14 protein-coding genes are annotated in these 18639 nt (G+C 58.6%); 4 read left to right on the top strand and 10 right to left on the bottom strand.

The genetic code is table 11. The features are described 5' to 3' along the window. Positions 1 to 201: 201 nt before the first annotated feature. The 7 genes from ACZ9IL_RS17915 to ACZ9IL_RS17885 all read right to left on the bottom strand — a co-directional run bounded on the left by ACZ9IL_RS17915 (position 202) and on the right by ACZ9IL_RS17885 (position 10629). Positions 202 to 1815, bottom strand: coding sequence for a Tn7-like element transposition protein TnsE (locus tag ACZ9IL_RS17915; protein ID WP_476004683.1), 1614 nt, complete (start codon positions 1813 to 1815; stop codon positions 202 to 204). Beyond that, positions 1812 to 3311, bottom strand: a complete 1500-nt coding sequence (locus ACZ9IL_RS17910) for a TniQ family protein (RefSeq protein WP_476004682.1) — start codon at positions 3309 to 3311, stop codon at positions 1812 to 1814. The genes ACZ9IL_RS17915 and ACZ9IL_RS17910 overlap by 4 nt, the downstream gene beginning before the upstream one ends. 1 nt (position 3312) lies before the next feature. After that, positions 3313 to 4926, bottom strand: coding sequence for an ATP-binding protein (locus tag ACZ9IL_RS17905; RefSeq protein WP_476004681.1), 1614 nt, complete (start codon positions 4924 to 4926; stop codon positions 3313 to 3315). Beyond that, positions 4919 to 7006 carry a Mu transposase C-terminal domain-containing protein gene (locus ACZ9IL_RS17900; protein WP_476004680.1) on the bottom strand — a complete coding sequence of 696 codons (2088 nt, stop codon included), beginning with the start codon at positions 7004 to 7006 and terminating at the stop codon, positions 4919 to 4921. Before ACZ9IL_RS17900 ends, ACZ9IL_RS17905 begins: the two co-directional genes overlap by 8 nt. Further along, on the bottom strand, positions 6993 to 7820 hold the full coding sequence (locus ACZ9IL_RS17895) for a TnsA endonuclease C-terminal domain-containing protein (RefSeq protein WP_476004679.1): 828 nt from the start codon (positions 7818 to 7820) through the stop codon (positions 6993 to 6995). The genes ACZ9IL_RS17900 and ACZ9IL_RS17895 overlap by 14 nt, the downstream gene beginning before the upstream one ends. A 141-nt stretch (positions 7821 to 7961) precedes the next feature. Beyond that, positions 7962 to 9794 carry a glutamine--fructose-6-phosphate transaminase (isomerizing) gene (gene glmS, locus ACZ9IL_RS17890; protein ID WP_476004678.1) on the bottom strand — a complete coding sequence of 611 codons (1833 nt, stop codon included), beginning with the start codon at positions 9792 to 9794 and terminating at the stop codon, positions 7962 to 7964. Between the two features lie 61 nt (positions 9795 to 9855). Next, positions 9856 to 10629, bottom strand: a complete 774-nt coding sequence (locus ACZ9IL_RS17885; protein ID WP_476005375.1) for a DeoR/GlpR family DNA-binding transcription regulator — start codon at positions 10627 to 10629, stop codon at positions 9856 to 9858. A 123-nt stretch (positions 10630 to 10752) separates the two neighbouring features. Between ACZ9IL_RS17885 and blrA the strand changes: the two genes are divergently transcribed. The 4 genes from blrA (at position 10753) to creD (ending at position 15281) form a co-directional block, all read left to right on the top strand. After that, a complete protein-coding gene (gene blrA, locus ACZ9IL_RS17880; RefSeq protein WP_476004677.1) occupies positions 10753 to 11427 on the top strand; it encodes a beta-lactam response regulator transcription factor BlrA in 675 nt (224 codons plus the stop codon). 69 nt (positions 11428 to 11496) lie between these two features. Beyond that, positions 11497 to 12918 (top strand): beta-lactam sensor histidine kinase BlrB, encoded by a 1422-nt coding sequence (gene blrB / locus ACZ9IL_RS17875; protein WP_476004676.1) that lies wholly within the window; start codon positions 11497 to 11499, stop codon positions 12916 to 12918. 107 nt (positions 12919 to 13025) lie between these two features. Continuing rightward, complete coding sequence (gene blaOXA / locus ACZ9IL_RS17870; RefSeq protein WP_476004675.1) at positions 13026 to 13820, top strand: class D beta-lactamase; 795 nt, start codon at positions 13026 to 13028, stop codon at positions 13818 to 13820. Positions 13821 to 13937: 117 nt separating this feature from the next. Beyond that, positions 13938 to 15281 carry a cell envelope integrity protein CreD gene (gene creD, locus ACZ9IL_RS17865; RefSeq protein ID WP_476004674.1) on the top strand — a complete coding sequence of 448 codons (1344 nt, stop codon included), beginning with the start codon at positions 13938 to 13940 and terminating at the stop codon, positions 15279 to 15281. Between the two features lie 61 nt (positions 15282 to 15342). On the opposite strand, the gene glmU is transcribed toward creD, so the two are convergent. The 3 genes from glmU to atpD all read right to left on the bottom strand — a co-directional run bounded on the left by glmU (position 15343) and on the right by atpD (position 18633). Continuing rightward, positions 15343 to 16704: a bifunctional UDP-N-acetylglucosamine diphosphorylase/glucosamine-1-phosphate N-acetyltransferase GlmU gene (glmU, locus tag ACZ9IL_RS17860; protein ID WP_476004673.1), complete on the bottom strand. Its 1362-nt coding sequence runs from the start codon at positions 16702 to 16704 to the stop codon at positions 15343 to 15345. Between the two features lie 93 nt (positions 16705 to 16797). Next, positions 16798 to 17226: a F0F1 ATP synthase subunit epsilon gene (locus ACZ9IL_RS17855; RefSeq protein ID WP_476004672.1), complete on the bottom strand. Its 429-nt coding sequence runs from the start codon at positions 17224 to 17226 to the stop codon at positions 16798 to 16800. Between the two features lie 18 nt (positions 17227 to 17244). Then, positions 17245 to 18633 carry a F0F1 ATP synthase subunit beta gene (gene atpD, locus ACZ9IL_RS17850; protein WP_476004671.1) on the bottom strand — a complete coding sequence of 463 codons (1389 nt, stop codon included), beginning with the start codon at positions 18631 to 18633 and terminating at the stop codon, positions 17245 to 17247. Positions 18634 to 18639: the final 6 nt, after the last annotated feature.

Here is an 18639-nt window from a genome sequence, read left to right as displayed (position 1 = left end):
ATTGCGTTATTGTATATATATACATACTGAATAGATACATTATGACAGGGATTCTAAACCTTACGTACAATGCAGCACTGTTTACTCGCGGACCAGACGGGATCCTTCATGGTTTCTCCTACTCCGAAGGCGAGCTATAGGGAAACCTGACTGCTTTAGCAATACATCTATCCAATTTTCGACGTATCGCGAGTCTTACCATCATGAGCGCACACACAGCAACAGGCGTTGTAGCCAGCTCTGTTGCCTCACAGTGAGGTTGTTGAAATCTTCTTTGGGATGATGTATTGGTTCATTGACATCACAAAACGTTTCGATACTCGCCGGCCATCGCAACGAGGCCTGTACTGTGTATTTCAATATCTGCAAGATTGCTTGGGAGGGATTAACGCCCGGCCTCATCCTGACGATACGTGTAGACAAGCGCTTCTTGTTATCGCTGGTATCCACCTCCAGCAAAAATTTTTCTTGCCCATTCTTTAACTTGAAGTGGGCTTTCAAGTAGCAACGATGAGACCCATCCTCCATCTTGTGATAACTACGATGGAGAACCTGTGGTAATGGCCCCACCTCCATCGCTACCGACTCGATGTCTGGCTGCTTGGCTATCTGCTTGATGATTTCTTTTAGTGACTCAAAGCGGTTGGGGAAAACTTCCGCCTCCTGCTGTTCTTCTTGTTGCCCTTCCAGTTGCTGGAACTCGACAGGGCTTATCTCCCCACCAGTTACGTCATCACACACCCCCAAGAGAGCGCCATTGCCAGAAAGTGCCTCACCTTCCAGTTTCTGACCAAAACGGCTTGCTCTCTGTCCTTGGTAGACGGCCCGCGTATGCCGCTGCCCACGGAAGGATACCCCTTCCATCGATAGGTCCAACAGTTGGCGGTCTTTATCCTCATTCGTATCCTCCTCACCATCCAATATGATGTCATCATTAGATGAACTTGGATTTCTGGTTCCTCCCCCCTCTCCACTAACTGAGAGCTTGAGTGCTGGGTGATGGAACGCTATAGGTTGAAAACAGTTCAACTCGAGCCCTTGTAGAGTCTTAATCTCCCAGACCAGCATTTCTTTACTGTCCCAATCTAAGGGACCAAGAACGTCCATGCTGACACCTGAAATGGTGGCCGGTGGCTCAAAGTTGAACTGCCAGCGTGTATATCGTCCGCCAGATGAACGCTGCTCCTGATTGAGGCATCGCCATATAGATTCGAAAGACTGCTTAACGCCATCACTTAGCAGCAGCCAACTGAAGAGATCACGATACGATTCCATCTGGAGCAGGCGGGCCGGAGCCCCTGTCTTAGCTGGGGTGTGGATATGGATGGCGTCCTGATCCCTCTGCACCGAGAAGATCATGTCCAAGCCACTGGGTTCAAAGGCTGACCGGGCCAGGAAACCGGCATGGAAGAAGAGCTTGCGAGCCAGCTCGAACTTGGGGAGCCAGACGGTGAGGCCATCCGCCTCAAACACGAAGCATCGTTGGCTGGCCACCTCAGGATTGTGGGCAAGCCTTCTGGACAAGCGGGGACATTCGCCCAGCAGCTTTTCGCACCATTCCGCTATCGGTGGTAGCTTGAGTTTTTTCTGGAAGCCATGCGAGCGATAAGGGACTTCATCTTCTGCGACAAACTCGCGGCCAATGCCCAAAATACAACTCATCTCCAAGCCGAACTGACGTTGCTCCATCTCGTTTTTTTGACTGAAAATCGATGCTAAATGCCACGATGATCCTGATGAATTAGCTCTGAAAAAATTACCTACGGCCAGCAACTTGGCATCTTTAGGGATCTGGCGGAACAAAATACGACTCAATCCAATCCTCCTATGCTTGTGATAAATGAGGCTGTCAGGGAAGCAATCTTGCCCTTCTGCAATCCACAGCGTCGTGCCAATTGCCAACCCCTTGAATGCTGGCCAGCCATAGCATCTTCGATCATGGCATTGGTCAAACGACGGATCTGGTACTCCCCTACAGACTCGGCATATCGCCCCAGATAAGCTCGACAAAGAGATAATTCATCTAGGTGGCGCTCGACGGATGCTCGATGAGGAAGCTGGCGCAGGAACCAACTACGACTCTTGCGTGGCTGACTTAGATCCGATTCAGAGCGTTCTCCTATTCTCACCAGAAGTCGCACTAGCTTTCTATCTCTGGCAGCCCAATTGATGCAGCTGTTGTTACCCTGCCGAGCATGCTTGGTCTTGTCGACATTTAGCAGCCATTCCCTGTCATGCCGGTAGATCCAGGCATAGGTGGCTTGGAAGCCTGCCCCCCTGGCTGCCTTAGCTCCATCATATGTATTGAGGGCAGCAAGCCACTGAGATCGGTACTTTTGCCTCACGTCAGCATCGGCAGGTAGTTGTGGCATAGATGGATGGGGAGCAATACCAGCCGAACAGACCATTACGTCAGCCATAATTTCATCGACGTTTTGCCCAGGCCTCAGACTTGTCCAAACAATGAGGTGTTGCAGGAAGCCAAACGCCTTGCGGTGCTTCCTGAACATGGATTGGAGCCAAGGCGGCGGTTTTGTCGCCCATAGGCCATTGACAGCAAGCCAGTCCCTCGGATAAAGCTCAAGGAGCCTTTCCCATATGCTCCAAGTCTTGATTTGCTGGCCCTTCATGACTCCGCATTCAGCTGCCAGATGCCGATAGAAGTTGGTCCACACCTCATAACCGGAGGGGATTGTTCCCCTGAAAGCTAGGAGCTGCGTTAATGCGCCCGCTAGCCTAGCAGCTCCTTCCCCACAGGGCTCGGCTGTGGCGCCATCGTGCAGGAACAGGGAAGAGGCTGCATGAAATTCGTGTCTCTGTGCTCGCCTGAATGGGATCGGCGAATCCACAAGTGCGCAACCATGAACCGGGCAGACGTCCACACCTTGGACCTGCCAGCTTCGCCGCCAATAGGGCTCCCCAAATTTCGCCACCATTTCCTCAAGACAGAGCGGGCAGTAACGTAACCACTCGGGCCATTTGACCAAGGCTGTCGAAGAGCCAGCTAGACCTATCACTCCGGACATGTCTGGAGCCAGCATGGCCTGGAGAAGTCTTTGTCGGCGATCCTGCGGGATGAAAGGCGAATAAAGCGGGAATAGGGTATGGTTGGCCACCAGATCACCTGCGTCCAAGCCTGTGTTGCTCGCCAGACTTTCCAAATGGCTGGGCAGGTCAGTAATCGCCGCTACTCTGGTATCGCCGAACAGCTCCCTCAACAGGCTCTTATGAGTGTCAACTCCCAAATGAACCCGGCAGCGAGCGATGGCGCTGTAGAGGAGTTCGTCTGGGTAAAGTCTGGGGAAATACATATCAGCTCGCCTTGCCCAGCAGTACTTGCAGGTCGAACACCAGACCAGCCTCTTTGAACCTGCCGTAAACTTCGCCCTCGGGTCCGCTGGTATAGCGTCGCCGCAAATCGCCTTGAGGTAACTGACCCCATTCAGTTCGCTTCACTCTGGAAAATCCAGAAGCTTTGGGTTTTTCCTGGACTAGGTAGGATGTCGCCTTGTGGATCAATGCTGCCAAAGGAATTTCGGGATACTTGGCCAACAGCTCGTCAGCCATGGGAATGGCAATATCCTTGGGGATCTCCATGCTCTCAAGCAAGGCTGCCAGCTTTTTAGCCCTGTCGTCGACCGGGGGTGCCAGTGGCTTGGACTCTGTAATTCTGTCCAATGACTGTGTAAGGGAGAGCAGTTTGCCTTCTATCTCTGGCATCAGCAGGTCATCGTATTTGGCGATGAGTTCCGGCCTGTTGCTCCTCAATGCTGCCAACATGGGATGGACCGGCTTGAACTCATCCTCGTAGACTTTGCGTAGTAACATTGGCTTGATACATTCAGCACCCGTCACTATGGCCCGGATCTGCGCCAGTGCGAACAGCTTGATGACGATATCCATGACCCCCTGAGTGAGCTCGTACATGGTTGCCTCAAGCTCGTCGCCCAAGGGGTAGGCATTCCGCACCCACTGGTACTTCCAAAGCCGTTTCAAGAGCCGTTTCCAGTGCTCGTCTCTTGGCAGCCTGTCCCAGCGGATACTGCCCAAGCCGGTGATGCGTCGAGCAGCCCTGAACGTGCGCTGGAAGAATTTGCTGGCCCGGTGTGTGCCCACCTGGATGATGGGCACCCCTATGGTGTTGACCAAAGACACGAAGAAATTGTGCATCTTCTCAGCCCCGCCAGACCTAGCCTCGTTGAGATTCTGAACCTCATCAATGATCAATACTCCAAGAGCATGAAGATTGGCGATCTGGCACATGCTGGCCAGCAGGCGCTTGGTACCCAGTTTCTTACGACCATGACTGCGGCTGTAATGAGTGCCCAGAACCCTGTCCACTTGGTTGAAAAAGCTCAGGCAAAGCTCGTCCAGATCGCCATCGATGGGGCAGTCAACTTTCAGGTAGGTCAGCTGAGTGATGTTGTAGTCATGATGATGGAGGGCTTGAGGGTACATGCCCAGTATCCGCTCTAAGGTACGGGTCTTACCACAGCCAGAGCAGCCGAACAGCGACAAACTGCTGGCCGTCGAAGAAACGCTCTGGTAGACCGCTGCCTCCAAATCCTCTTCCTCCACGCGGCGATAACCATTTTGAAGGTGGGAATACCAGGCACCGTTGGCAGGATTCCGACCGATGTAACCCTGGCGGATCATCAGGCTGATCTTGGCTTCCAACTCAAGGTGGTGGGTCAGAGGCTGGAAGAAACCATGCAGCAGGCGGGCAATGGCGTGGGCCCTGAGCCGCCCGTCAAGAAATGCCTCTTGAGGATCGAAGCTGGGTACGGCCTGGAGTTGGGTAACCACCTCTTGCAGGCCGGGTATGGGTGGCAAGGCGCTGATAAGCGGATTGTCCTGATATTCAGGCAGTTGTTGCTCAAGGTATTGGGCCAAGGGGATGGCGCCGCTGCGGATCTCATCAGTCATTGTCCCCCTCCCCGAAGATAAGATTGCCCAGATCCGGATAGGCATAATCGTCAGGTTTCTCACCCCTCAGCGGGACCACATCGGCGGGCTTGCCTGACTGCTCTCTCGCAGGCCTGAAAGCCCCTTGGCGACGCTCATGGCGCTTTTCATCCTGCTTGTTCTCGCGGATCTGGGTTCCCAGGTCCTTCTTGGACATGCCGGTTGTTATGGGACTGGCATCCTCCGCCAAAGCAGCGATAGACTCGATCTTCTCGAGTAGCTTGCCCCTTTCCCTCTGCCCCTCCATGGTGGCATTGGCATCGCTTCTACGCTCCTCCCTAGACAACAGCCAGACGTCCCAGAAGGTCATCCCCCGGAAACGCCTGCTGCGATCGGCAAGATCACAAATCCAATATTCTTTGAGGCTGTTGGAGGGACGAATGTAGATATGGTCTGCGCTGCGCGGGTCGTAAGCAACCATCACCTTTTCGGGTCTATGGCCTTGCCCCCGGTGGAACCAGCCAGACTTCAGAGCCTCTGGGCAGGTATAGAAGCACCCGAACAATCTGATACCCAACTCTGAAACTGTGGCCTGATCATGGGGCAGTAGATTGATGCGAACCAGATCTTGGGGGGCTGTTCGTAACCGGCCCGTCAGATTACCCAGCCCCCAATGCCACAACCTAGCTGGTATAGCGGGCAGGTCACCGGGCATACCGGCAGTCCTGTCGTATTTACTCAGGACGTGGAAGTTGTTGTGCCAGAGGACGCCAGCGATGATGCTCCTGGTGAATTCCGGCAGTGTCAGGCTGGCGCCAAGCCTGTAGTCATGGCCACCACGCTTGCGGCTGATTTGGCCCTCGACCACACCGCTGACGTAGGGCTTAAAACGTTCCTGCACAGTCCTGAACTGTCGCTCGACAATACCCTTGGCATCCCCACGTCTGGCTGGCGCATTCTCGATGCGAACTCCGAAGGATTCGGCGAACGCCTCGACCTTGGTGCCGTTCAGCTCACCTTTGTCCGCCAGCACCACATCGGGCAAGCCCTGCACAGGCCAATCTCCAGCGTCAATCTCCACACCATACTGGCGACAGTATTCCGCCTTATCGGCGATGGTATTAGCCAGGGCCATCATGGCACTAATCCAGGATGGCCCTTCAAACCCGACGTACATGCCCGTCACCATCCGGCTAAACACATCGATCACCATGTAAACAACTGGTCTACCGACGATCAGGCTGCGATCGTGCTCCGATACCAGGTAGATATCGGCTATGGTGGCATCGATCTGGTAGCGGTAACCTGGTCCCAGAGTCTCTGTCGTCGATGTCCCCCTGATCGGTCGGATGTCCTTGGCGAAATCTACCGCAGATGTCTGACGCTCCAAGATCTCGGTAAAGTGGTACTCACGTTTGTAGAAGTAGCGGAACTGCTCCAGCGTCGGCAGATCATGTGTCGGCAAGCCGGGAAACATGGCACCGAGCAGGTTAAGGCTGGAAGAATAGACGTCGGGAATCGGCGGATGTTTTTCCTTGAGCAGGCGCTCCTCTATGACGCGCCTGAAAAGACGCTCTATCTCGGGAGTGACATTACTTCCCCGCCCATCCCTGACCACCCTAGGCCGTCCCAGCTTGGCCTGATCTGGTTTGCGCCTCTTGCCACGACCTCCCGAGTTGGCGTAATCCGGTAGTAAGGAATTCTTGCACATGCCCCGTTGCCAGTAGCGCCTGAGAAGCCGGTATACTGTCTGTTTGGTGACGCCGTGGCGCTCAATTATGCCCTTGACGATTTCCCCTCTGGATCGGCGCTCAAACAGACCGGTGTCACGAACAGTCTCTGCCAGCATCTCCCAGGCAGAATCGCGCTTTTGCTGGTCACTTGACCCTTCCTCGACCTCCCGAAGGGTCACATCCAGAAAAGGGTCATCCATACGTCTCAGCTCCCCAGCTATAAGCAGCCTTTCCAACTCTGCTACTGGGGTCGATTCTGGAAATGCCAAACTCGAATCAATATCGATCCAGATAGCCTGCTCTGCGTCACACCAGAGCAAACGCCTGCGTACCTCACCCATCTGGAGTACCAAGTTAACCGGGAACATGGCGTATCTCCCGCTGTTCTTGATGAGGATTGCTGGATAAATCACCAGGCTTGAGCTCTCTGTAGAGCTTGTTGATATCGAAGAGAAAATAGTGACGAGCAAGTAACTGACGCAGCCAATAGAGCGCCAGCCCTGGTTCAAGCTCGTAAGCCACATCCAGGCTCTGGACAATGCTCGTCAGTGTCTGATCAGGGTGGCGTTGGAACTCGTACAGGAACAAGCTGTAGTAGCGTTCGAGGTCATTGAGGACAATATCTTCCTCAGCCTGGGCGGGGTAGAGCCACTGGATATTGGCGAATGCCGTCCGGGAGATCTCCCTCTCGGTGACAATGGCCCAGGAAATCTCTTTCTCTTCCCAGTAACGCCTTTCGAGCTCTAGGCGCTCGATGACTTCTGGCTTCTCGAGGTCTGCGCTGTACTTTGCTTGGAGCGCCATAGCCGGGTGTGTGGGATCCTCGAAGTCCACCAGAAAGTCGGAACTAAGCACCTGCGGGATTCCCTGAAACTTGCCGTGGGGAAGCCCATACGTTTCAGCAAGGCGGACTGTGTCCTCGACCCGAAGGGGAAATTGCTCCCGGATATCGATGACCTTTGGAGACCAATCCAGAGTGAGGAAGACGGCGAGTTCTAAATCGGAGAGGAGGTGGTGCATACGCCGGCATTTATTGCCGAACAAGCGGTGAGAACGCCCCAAAGAAGAGACGTCCCTAGTGTAGATGAACGGCTTGTAGTCAGATCCCCGGCCTTGACCGCGCCCCTCCTTCAGCCTTCTATCGATTTGAGCCTGAGTCAGGCCCTTGAATATTCCAGCCATAACAAAGCCAACGTCCTAGTTGATACCATCAACATAGCGCACGTTGGCTTAGGGTGAAACTCTATTTTCAAGGATGATACTTTATTTGTAGGGATGAAACTTTATTTTCACCCCACACCTCATGGACTCAGGGTTGGCGGTTTATTCCACCGTCACGGATTTTGCCAGGTTGCGCGGCTGATCCACGTCGGTGCCCTTGATCAGGGCGACGTGGTAGGAGAGCAACTGCATCGGCACCGTGTAGACGATGGGGGCGATGGCTTCCTCGACATGACTGAGGTTCATCACCCGCATGGTCTGGTCACTCTTGAAACCGGCCGCTGCATCGGCAAACACATAGAGGATACCGCCGCGAGCGCGCACCTCTTCCACGTTGGACTTCAGCTTCTCCAGCAGATCGTTGTTCGGCGCCACCACTATGATGGGCATCTCGGCATCGACCAACGCCAGCGGGCCGTGCTTGAGCTCACCCGCCGCATAGGCTTCGGCATGGATGTAGGAGATCTCTTTCAGCTTGAGCGCCCCCTCCATGGCGATGGGGTACTGGCTGCCACGTCCGAGGAACAGGCTGTGATGCTTGTCGGCAAACTCTTCCGCCAGGGTTTCGATCTCCTTGGCCAGTGCCAGACTCTCCTTGATGCGCTGCGGCAGAGTCTTCAGTGCCTTGACCAGGTCGGCCTCGGCGGCGGCGCTCAGGTTGCCACGGCAATGGCCGATGGCGGTTACCAGCATCAGCAGACCGGCCAGCTGAGTGGTAAATGCCTTGGTGGACGCGACCCCGATCTCGGTACCGGCCCGGGTCATGAAGGCGAGATCCGATTCCCGCACCAGGGAGGAGCCCGGCACGTTGCAGATCGCCAGGGAGCTCATGTAGCCAGACTCCTTGGCCAGGCGCAGGGCGGCCAGGGTATCCGCAGTCTCACCGCTCTGGGACAAGGTGATCAACAGGCTGTTGGGGCGCACCACCGACTTGCGATAGCGGAACTCGGAGGCGATCTCCACGTCGCAGGAGACACCGGCGATCTCTTCGAACCAGTAGCGGGCTACCATGCCGGAGTTGTAGGAGGTGCCGCAGGCGATGATCTGGACATGCTCGACCTGGTCGAAGATGGCGCGGGCACCGTTGCCAAACGACTCGACGATCACATGATCGCTGCCCAGACGGCCTTCCAGGGTGTTGGTGATGGCCTTGGGCTGCTCGTAGATCTCTTTGAGCATGTAGTGGCGGTATTCGCCCTTGTCACCGGCATCGTGGGAGAGCTCGGACTCCAGCTCCTCGCGCACCACGGCATCGCCGTTGGTATCGAAGATGTGCACGTCGCGGCGGGTCACCTCGGCCACGTCGCCCTCTTCCAGGAAGATGAAGCGACGGGTTACCGGCAGCAGCGCCATCTGGTCGGAGGCGATGAAGTTCTCGCCGATACCGCGGCCGATCACCAACGGGGAACCGGAGCGAGCCACCACCAGACGGCTGTCGTCATGGCTGTCCATTACCACTGTGCCATAGGCGCCGCGCAGCTGTTTCACTGTGGTCTGCATGGCGGCCAGCAGGCTGGGGGCAGATTTCAGCTCATGGTGCATCAGGTGAGCGATCACCTCGGTGTCGGTGTCCGAGCTGAACTCGTAACCCATCCCCTGCAGCCGGCTGCGCAGCTCTTCGTGGTTCTCGATGATGCCGTTGTGTACCACCACGATATGTTCGGAGACGTGGGGGTGGGCGTTGCGCTCGGACGGCTCGCCGTGGGTGGCCCAGCGGGTGTGGGCGATGCCGGTACCACCGTGCACGGACTGCTCCTCCAGCGCCTTGGCCAGCTCGGCGACCTTGCCGAGGCGACGCACCCGCTGCAGCGGCTGGTTGGCGCTGAACACCGCCACCCCGGCCGAGTCATAACCGCGATACTCGAGACGGCGCAAGCCTTCCACCAGAATTTCAGCCACATCACGTTGGGCGACGGCCCCGACGATGCCACACATAGACTTCTCCTCGATTGAATTCAGTAATGGGTTTGGATAATGGGATCGTTGATTGGCTATATCAGCCGGCCACAGGGGCACAGACAAGCTGGATCCCCCTGGCCTGAATCTGTTCTCTGGCCTCGATGGCCAGTCCCTCGTCGGTCACCAGGGTCTGGACGCTGCCCCAGGGCAGCTCCAGATTGGGGATCCTGCGACCGATCTTCTCGGACTCGACCATGACGATGACCTCCCGCGATACCTCGGCCATCACCCTGGACAGGCCCACCAGCTCGTTGAAGGTGGTGGTCCCCCGCTCCAGATCGATGCCATCGGCACCGATGAACAGCTGGTCGAAGTCGTAGGAGCGCAGCACCTGCTCCGCCACCTGACCCTGGAAGGATTCGGAGTGGGGATCCCAGGTGCCGCCGGTCATCAGCAGGGTGGGTTCATTCTCCAGCTCGCGCAGGGCACCCGCCACGTTGAGGGAGTTGGTCATGACGATGAGACCGCGCTTGCTGCCCAGCATGGGGATCATGGCGCTGGTGGTGCTGCCGCTGTCGATGATGACGCGATTGTGATCGCGGATCCGTTCGGCGGCGGCGCGGGCGATGGCCAGCTTTCGATTCGAAACTTGTTCGGGGTTGCTGTCCGCTACCATCTCGCTCGGCAGGGGTACGGCACCGCCGTAACGGCGCAGCAGCAGACCGCCGGTTTCCAGCACTGCCAGATCCTTGCGGATGGTCACTTCCGAGGTGGAGAAGTATTTGGCGAGGGTATCGACGCTCACTTCACCCTGTTCTTGCACCAGGGTCACTATGGTGTGGCGACGCTGCTGAGTGTTTCGCTTGGTCATCATTAAGTTTCGATTCGAAAGAATGTCGGAATGTTAGCGTCTTTTTTGGAAAAATAAAACCGCAAATAGGATCCGATTTGGTTCGATGCCAGAATGAGCAGGCCAATTTGCAACGAGAATGCCATGCAAAAACGAGTCATCTGGCTGGTGGAAGATGAGGCCAGCATCGCCGACACCCTGATCTATGCGCTGCAAACCGACGGTTTCGAGGTGGAGTGGTTTCCCCTCGGCCAGCCGTTATTGACGCGACTGGAACAGACGCGGCCCGACTTTCTGATCCTGGATGTGGGGTTGCCGGACATCAGCGGTTTCGAGCTGTGCAAACAGGTGCGGGCCCGCTGCGACACCCCGCTGATGTTTCTCACCGCTCGCAGCGAGGAGATAGACAGGCTGATCGGGCTGGAGATTGGGGCCGACGACTACGTGGCCAAGCCGTTCTCCCCGCGGGAGGTCTGTGCCCGGGTGCGGGTCATCCTGCGCCGCAGCCAACCCGCCATCCCCCAACCAAGCCAGTTGCTGGCACTGGACGAGGAGCGGGCCCGCATCTGTTTCCACGGTCAGGCGCTGGCCCTCACCCGCTATGAATATCTGCTGCTCAAGACCCTGATGCAGGCGCCGGGTCGGGTCTACTCCCGCCAGCAGCTGATGGATCTGGTGTGGAGCGGGGCCGAGGAGAGCCAGGATCGCACCGTCGATACCCATATCAAGACCCTGCGTGCCAAGCTGCGCGAGCGGGATCCTGCCGCCAACCTGATCCTGACCCATCGGGGGCTGGGCTACAGCCTGGAGCTGGCATGACCAGAAAACGGCAACGGAGGCAGGCATGAGAACAATAGAACTGCAACTACCTTGCTGCCGGGAGCGGATATGAGGATTGGACTGCAACTGCTGGGCGGACTGGTGCTGATCTTCGCGCTGGCCGCCTGGTTCGTGCTGGAGATCTTCGTCGAGGAGATAAAGCCCGGGGTGCGCAGCGCCACCGAAGATACCCTGGTGGACATGGCCCAGCTGCTGGCCCCGCTGGCGCTGGACGACTTGCAGGAAGGCAGGATGGCGGATGGCCGGCTCGCCAGCGCCTTCGCCCGCCTCAACCAGAACCCCATCAACGCCCTGATCGACGGCCACCTCAAGCAGCAGGCCGAGTACCGCATCTATGTGGTCGATGCCCAGGGCAAGGTAGTCTATGACTCGAGCGGCCAGGATCTGGGCAAGGACTATTCGCGCTGGAACGATGTCTACCGCACCCTGCGCGGTGAGTACGGCGCCCGCAGCACCCGCAGCGACCCCGATGACCCGGCAAGCTCGGTGATGCACGTGGCCGCGCCGCTGCGCTCGGGCGATCAGATCCTGGGCTCCCTCACCGTCGCCAAGCCCAACCGCACCCTGCTGCCCATGATAGAGCGCAGCGAACGCCAGCTGTTGCAGGGGGCGGCGCTGCTGCTGTGCCTCTCGCTGCTGATCGGCGCCCTGCTGGTATGGTGGCTCACCCGCGCCATCGGCAAACTGGTGCACTACGCCGATGCGGTCAGCCAGGGCAGGTCCGCCATCCTGCCCAGGCTCCATAGCCCGGAGCTGGACAGGCTCGGCCGCTCGCTGGAGACCATGCGTCGCCAGCTCGATGGCAAAGCCTATATCGAAGGCTATGTGCACAGCCTGACCCACGAGCTGAAAAGCCCGCTGGCGGCCATTCGCGGGGCAGGAGAGCTGCTGGCCGAGGCACCGCCGCCGAACGTCGCAAAGCGCTTTATCGGCAACATCAACCTGGAGACGGCCCGCATGCAGCAGCTGATCGAGCGCATGCTGCAACTGGCCAGGCTGGAGTCGGGACAGGGGCTGGATCGTCAGGCCATCGCTCCCGCCAGACTGGGCAGGCGAACGCTCGATGCCCGCCAGATAGTTGCAGAGCGCCGCCAGATAAGCCTGGAGGCCGAACTCAGTGAGGCCCCCAAACAGAAGTGGGATCCCCTGCTGGTGGAGCAGGCCCTCGGCAACCTGCTGGATAATGCCCTCGACTTTTCCCCTCAGGGAGGCCGGATCTGGCTGACCGGGGCCGTGGAGGCGGATGGCTATTGCTTCCGGGTGAGGGATGAGGGGCCCGGCATCCCGGACTATGCGCTGCCGCGGATCTTCGAGCGCTTCTACTCCCTGCCCAGGCCCGACAAAGGCAAGAGCAGCGGCCTCGGGCTCAGCTTCGCCAGCGAGGTGGCACGCCAGCATGGCGGCAGGCTGAATCTGAGCAACCGACTAGAGAGTGGGGTGCTGGCCGAACTCTGGCTACCCACAGTCTGAGTCGGGCGCAGACTTCACACTGAGCGCACAGAGCGGGGCTAAGCTGCGCCTCCTCGGGTCTCGTCCCGGAGCCTCGACACCCGTCCCAATGAATCAAGGAGATATTCATGCCCCGCCTTCTGTTGTCCGGCCTGCTCGCCGCAGGTCTGCTCTGTTCATTGCCCGCCAGCGCCGCCTCCGGCTGCCTGCTGTTTGCCGATGGCAGCGGCAAGCCGATTTTCAGCGAGGGGGATTGCGCCGCCCAGTTGCCGCCCGCCTCCACCTTCAAGATCCCGCTGGCACTGATGGGCTATGACAGCGGCTTCCTGGTCGATGAGCAACTGCCAGCCCTGCCGTTCAAACCCGGCGATGCCGACTTCCTGCCCGAATGGCGGGAGACCACCAGCCCGAGCAGCTGGATGAAGTTCTCGGTCATCTGGTACTCCCAGCGCCTCACCGAATGGTTGGGGATGGCGCGCCTGCAGCACTATGTCGACAGCTTCGACTACGGCAACCGGGATCTCTCCGGCAATCCGGGCAAGCACGACGGCCTGACCCAGGCCTGGCTCAGCGCCAGCCTCGCCATCAGCCCGCAAGAGCAGGCCCGCTTCCTCGGCAAGCTGGTGAGTGGCAAGCTGCCGGTCTCCGCCCAGACTCTACAGCACACGGCCAATATCCTGCGCCAGCCCGACATCGATGGCTGGCAGATCCACGGCAAGACCGGCATGGGGTATCCCAAGCTGCTGGATGGCAGCCTCAACCGGGATCAGCAGATCGGCTGGTTCGTCGGCTGGGCCAGCAAGCAGGACAAGAAGCTCATCTTCGTCCACACCGTCATCCAGAAACCGGGCAAGCAGTTTGCCTCCCTCAAGGCGAAAGAAGAGGTGTTCGCCGCCCTGCCGGCCCAGTTGAAGAAGATGTGATTGCACAACCGGCGCCCAGCGCCGGTTTTTTTATTCCCTTCACCCTGACTTCACAGGACCCCATTCCCCCTTCACCCGGACCCGGCACAGTCGCTCCCATCAACAAGGAGATGCGTCATGGTCAAACAGATACTCACCCACAAGATCGTCCTGCTACTGCTGCTCAGCCTGCTGCTGATGATCCCGGTTCACTCCATCATGGAGCTGAATCGGGAACGCCAGGCTTATCGCAGCCAGGCCATCCACAACATCATGGCCAGCAACAGCGGTCCGCAACGGCTGCTGGGGCCCGTGCTGGTGCAGCCCTACTCCCGGTCAGTGACGGTGGAGCAAGATGGCAAGCATTTCGTGCGCGAGGAGCGGGTCTACCGCTATCTGCTGCCGGATCAGCTGGATGTACGGGCCAGCATGGAAGTCACCCCGCGCAAGCTCGGCATCTATCAGGCTCAGGTGTATCAGACCCGCCTCTCCCTCTCCGGGCGTCTGCCAGCCAACCTGACCGACAAGACGCTGGTGGCCGGCAACCCTGACCTAAGTTTTGACGGTACGGCTCCCGCCCTTGTCCCGGGCAAGCCCTACCTCAGCCTGGTGCTGTCCGATGCCCGCGGCATCACCAGCGTGCCCGAGCTGCAGCTGGGGGAGGCGCGCATCCCCTTCGTCCCCGGCGCCCAACTGAGGGACGGGATGGCCGGCATCCATGCGCCACTCGATGCCTTGCCAGGGGAAGACGGTCGTTTTCACATCGAGCTGAACCTGCAGGGCATGAATGCACTGGAAGTGGTGCCCCTCGGTCAGGACAGTCGACTCAATCTGAACGGCAACTGGCCCCATCCCAACTTCATCGGTGATTTTCTGCCCGGCAGCCGCACCCTGAGCGAGCAGGGATTCGATGCCAGCTGGCAGACCAGCTGGTTTGCCACCGACATGGAGACCCGCTTCATCCGCCTGATGAAGGGGGTGGGGTCCAAGCTGCCGAGCTTCAGCGTCAGCCTGGTGCAGCCGGTGGATCACTATCAACTGAACGAGCGGGCCGCAAAGTATGCCCTGCTGTTTATCGGCCTCACCTTCCTCAGCTTCTTCATGTTCGAGCTGCTCAAGGGGTTGAGAGTGCACCCGATCCAGTACGCGCTGGTGGGCATGGGGCTGGCCATCTTCTACCTGGTGCTGCTGGCGCTGACCGAGCACCTGGGCTTCGCGCTGGCTTACCTGCTGGCGAGTCTGGCCAGCGTGACGCTCAATGGCTTCTACCTGAGCCACGTGCTGGGTGGGCCACGCCAAGGGCTCGGCTTCTCGGTCCTGCTCGGGTTGGTGTACGCCATTCTGTTCGGCTTGCTGCAAGCGGAAGAGATCGCCCTGCTGCTCGGTGCCCTGCTGCTGTTCGCCATCCTGGCGCTGATCATGATGCTGACCCGCAAGCTGGACTGGTATCAGCTGACGAGCCGAGCGGAGCAAGTCCTCTAAACAAACCGGCGCCCTCAGGCGCCGGTTTCAGTTCATGCGTTAGCCGGAACGGAGCCGGGCATCACTTCTTCTTGACCGGGCGGGCCCAGTGCTTGATGTGGCGCTGGGGCACCCGGGTGATCACCAGCTCATCCTCATCCACATCCTTGGTGATGGTGGAGCCCGCCCCCAGAGTCGCGCCCTTGCCGATGCGCACCGGCGCCACCAGCTGGGTATCGGAACCGACGAAGACATCGTCCTCGATGATGGTCTGGAACTTGTTCACCCCATCATAATTACAAGTGATGGTACCGGCACCTATGTTCACGCGGGCACCGATGTCCGCATCCCCCAGGTAGGTCAGATGTCCACACTTGGAGCCGACGCCGAGCCGGGACTTCTTCATCTCGACGAAGTTGCCGACATGAGCATCTTGCTCCAGCACGGCGCCAGGGCGCAGGCGGGCGAAGGGGCCGACCGAGCATTGATCGGCCACCAGTGCCCCCTCGATGACGGAGTAGGGTTTCACCTCGGTAAAGTCACCGATCTCGCAATCTTTCAGCACGGCACCGGCACCGATGCGCACATGGTTGCCGAGCTTCACCTTGCCCTCGATGATGACGTTGACGTCGATCACCACCTCTTCGCCGATCTCGAGCTCGCCGCGCAGATCGAAGCGGGCTGGATCGATCAGGGTCGCGCCGGCGATCATCAGCTTCTCGGCCTGCATCTTCTGGTAGCTGCGCTCGAGCTGGGCCAGCTGGACCCGGTTGTTGGCCCCTTCCACTTCCATGGCACCGTCCGGATGGACGGCGGCAATGGGACAGCCGTCGCCGTGGGCCATGGCGATCACGTCGGTGAGGTAGAACTCGCCCTGGGCATTCTTGTTGTCCAGCCGCGACAACCAGCTACGCAACTGGCCACCGTTGGCCACCAGTACGCCGGTGTTCACCTCGCGGATGGCGAGCTGCTCGGCATTGGCATCCTTCTGCTCGACGATGCCGACCACCTGACCATTGGCCCGTACGATGCGACCATAACCGGTGGGGTTGTCCAGCACCACGGTCAGCAGCGCCATGCCACCCGAGACCTTGGCGGCCAGCAGCCGTTGCAGGGTCTCTGGCTGGATCAGCGGAGTGTCGCCGTACAGCACCAGCACGTCGTCGTCGTCCTGCCAGAATGGAATGGCCTGGGCGACGGCGTGGCCGGTGCCCAGCTGCTGTGCCTGCAGCACCCAGTTCAGATCCGGTGCGGCGATCCGCTCCTTCAGCAATTCGGCGCCGTGGCCATAGACCAGGTGCAGCTGCTCGGCACCGATCTGGCGCGCCGTCTCGATGACATGGGAGACCATGGGCTTGTTGGCGACGGGGTGCAGTACTTTGGGCAAGGAGGAGCGCATACGAGTACCTTTACCCGCAGCGAGGATCACGACGTTGAGAGACATAGCCAGCCTTTGAAACTTGATGAAATACCCGGCGGAGTCTATCCAACGGATAAAAAAAAAGCGACCCGAAGGTCGCTTTTTGCATCACCGTAATTAACGGTAATTCTTTTTGACGATATCAATAACCCGCAGCTGGGCCATCGCTTTGGACAGCTCGGCAGATGCCTGCGCATAGTCGATATCACCATGGGAGCTGTGGATCCGCTCTTCGGCACGACGCTTGGCTTCCTGGGCTTTCGCCTCATCCAAGTCTTCGGCACGAATGGCGGTATCGGCCAGCACGGTCACGGATTCGGGTTGCACTTCCAGCATACCGCCGGAGATGTACAACACCTCTTCGCTACCATTTTGCTTGATCAAGCGGACTATGCCCGGCTTGATGGCAGTCAGCAACGGAGCATGACCGTGGCGGAGACCCAGCTCACCCTCGGAGCCTGTTACCTGAGCAGATTGCACGCGTCCGGAAAACAGTTTCCCTTCGGCGCTCACCACATCCAGGTGAAAGGAGATCATCTCAGCCATGGGCCCTCCTATCGAGGCTTACAGTTTCTTGGCTTTCTCGACGACTTCGTCGATGCTGCCAACCATGTAAAACGCCTGCTCGGGCAGATCGTCGTACTCGCCTTTCAGGATGCCCTGGAAACCACGGATGGTCTCTTTCAGCGGCACGTATTTGCCGGAAGAACCGGTAAATACTTCGGCCACGAAGAACGGCTGGGACAGGAAACGCTCGATCTTACGGGCACGGGATACGGTCAGTTTGTCTTCTTCTGACAGTTCATCCATACCCAGGATGGCGATGATGTCCTTCAGCTCTTTGTAGCGCTGCAGTACGATCTGCACACCACGAGCGGTGTCGTAGTGCTCCTTGCCAACCACCAGCGGATCCAGCTGACGGGAGGTGGAGTCCAGCGGGTCAACGGCCGGGTAGATACCCAGTGCCGCGATCTGACGGGACAGAACGATGGTCGCATCCAAGTGGGCGAAGGTGGTCGCCGGAGACGGGTCGGTCAAGTCATCCGCAGGCACGTAAACGGCCTGGACTGAGGTGATGGAACCGGTCTTGGTGGAGGTGATACGTTCCTGCAGAACACCCATCTCCTCGGCCAGGGTCGGCTGGTAACCTACTGCGGAGGGCATACGGCCCAGCAGTGCGGATACTTCGGTACCGGCCAGGGTGTAACGGTAGATGTTGTCCACGAAGAACAGTACGTCACGACCCTCGTCACGGAACTTCTCGGCCATGGTCAGGCCGGTCAGCGCCACGCGCAGACGGTTTCCGGGCGGCTCGTTCATCTGACCGTAAACCAGAGATACTTTGTCCAGTACGTTGGACTCCATCATCTCGTGGTAGAAGTCGTTACCCTCACGGGTACGCTCACCCACACCGGCGAACACGGAATAACCGCTGTGTTCGATCGCGATGTTACGGATCAGCTCCATCATGTTGACGGTCTTGCCGACACCGGCACCACCGAACAGACCGACCTTACCACCCTTGGCGAACGGACAAACCAGGTCGATAACCTTGATGCCGGTCTCCAGCAGCTCGGCGCTGTTGGACTGATCTTCGTAGCTGGGGGCTTCGCGGTGGATGGACCAACGCTCTTCTTCGCCGATCGGACCCTTCTCATCGATGGGTTCGCCCAGTACGTTCATGATACGGCCCAGGGTCGAGGTACCAACCGGTACCTGGATGGCCTTGCCGCTGTTAACTACTTCCAACCCACGACGCAGACCGTCGGAGGAACCCATGGTGATGCAACGAACGACGCCGCCGCCGATCTGTTGCTGAACTTCCAGTACCAGACCCTGGCCTTGGCCTTCGCTGATGACTTTCAGTGCATCGTACACCTGGGGCACGGCATCCTGCGGGAACTCGATGTCCACCACGGCGCCGATGATTTGGACGATGAAACCATTACTCATGTCAAA

The organism is Aeromonas sp. TECH754, assembly GCF_056279295.1.
This window is presented reverse-complemented; position numbering and strand designations above follow the sequence as displayed.

What these genes read in the sequence shown, in the direction of transcription:
- ACZ9IL_RS17910 (WP_476004682.1), bottom strand. Translation starts at nt 3,311, where the DNA reads ATGTATTTCCCCAGACTTTACCCAGACGAACTCCTCTACAGCGCCATC.
- ACZ9IL_RS17905 (WP_476004681.1), bottom strand. Translation starts at nt 4,926, where the DNA reads ATGACTGATGAGATCCGCAGCGGCGCCATCCCCTTGGCCCAATACCTT.
- ACZ9IL_RS17900 (WP_476004680.1), bottom strand. Translation starts at nt 7,006, where the DNA reads ATGTTCCCGGTTAACTTGGTACTCCAGATGGGTGAGGTACGCAGGCGT.
- ACZ9IL_RS17895 (WP_476004679.1), bottom strand. Translation starts at nt 7,820, where the DNA reads ATGGCTGGAATATTCAAGGGCCTGACTCAGGCTCAAATCGATAGAAGG.
- glmS (WP_476004678.1), bottom strand. Translation starts at nt 9,794, where the DNA reads ATGTGTGGCATCGTCGGGGCCGTCGCCCAACGTGATGTGGCTGAAATT.
- ACZ9IL_RS17885 (WP_476005375.1), bottom strand. Translation starts at nt 10,629, where the DNA reads ATGACCAAGCGAAACACTCAGCAGCGTCGCCACACCATAGTGACCCTG.
- blrA (WP_476004677.1), top strand. Translation starts at nt 10,753, where the DNA reads ATGCAAAAACGAGTCATCTGGCTGGTGGAAGATGAGGCCAGCATCGCC.
- blrB (WP_476004676.1), top strand. Translation starts at nt 11,497, where the DNA reads ATGAGGATTGGACTGCAACTGCTGGGCGGACTGGTGCTGATCTTCGCG.
- blaOXA (WP_476004675.1), top strand. Translation starts at nt 13,026, where the DNA reads ATGCCCCGCCTTCTGTTGTCCGGCCTGCTCGCCGCAGGTCTGCTCTGT.
- creD (WP_476004674.1), top strand. Translation starts at nt 13,938, where the DNA reads ATGGTCAAACAGATACTCACCCACAAGATCGTCCTGCTACTGCTGCTC.
- glmU (WP_476004673.1), bottom strand. Translation starts at nt 16,704, where the DNA reads ATGTCTCTCAACGTCGTGATCCTCGCTGCGGGTAAAGGTACTCGTATG.
- ACZ9IL_RS17855 (WP_476004672.1), bottom strand. Translation starts at nt 17,226, where the DNA reads ATGGCTGAGATGATCTCCTTTCACCTGGATGTGGTGAGCGCCGAAGGG.
- atpD (WP_476004671.1), bottom strand. Translation starts at nt 18,633, where the DNA reads ATGAGTAATGGTTTCATCGTCCAAATCATCGGCGCCGTGGTGGACATC.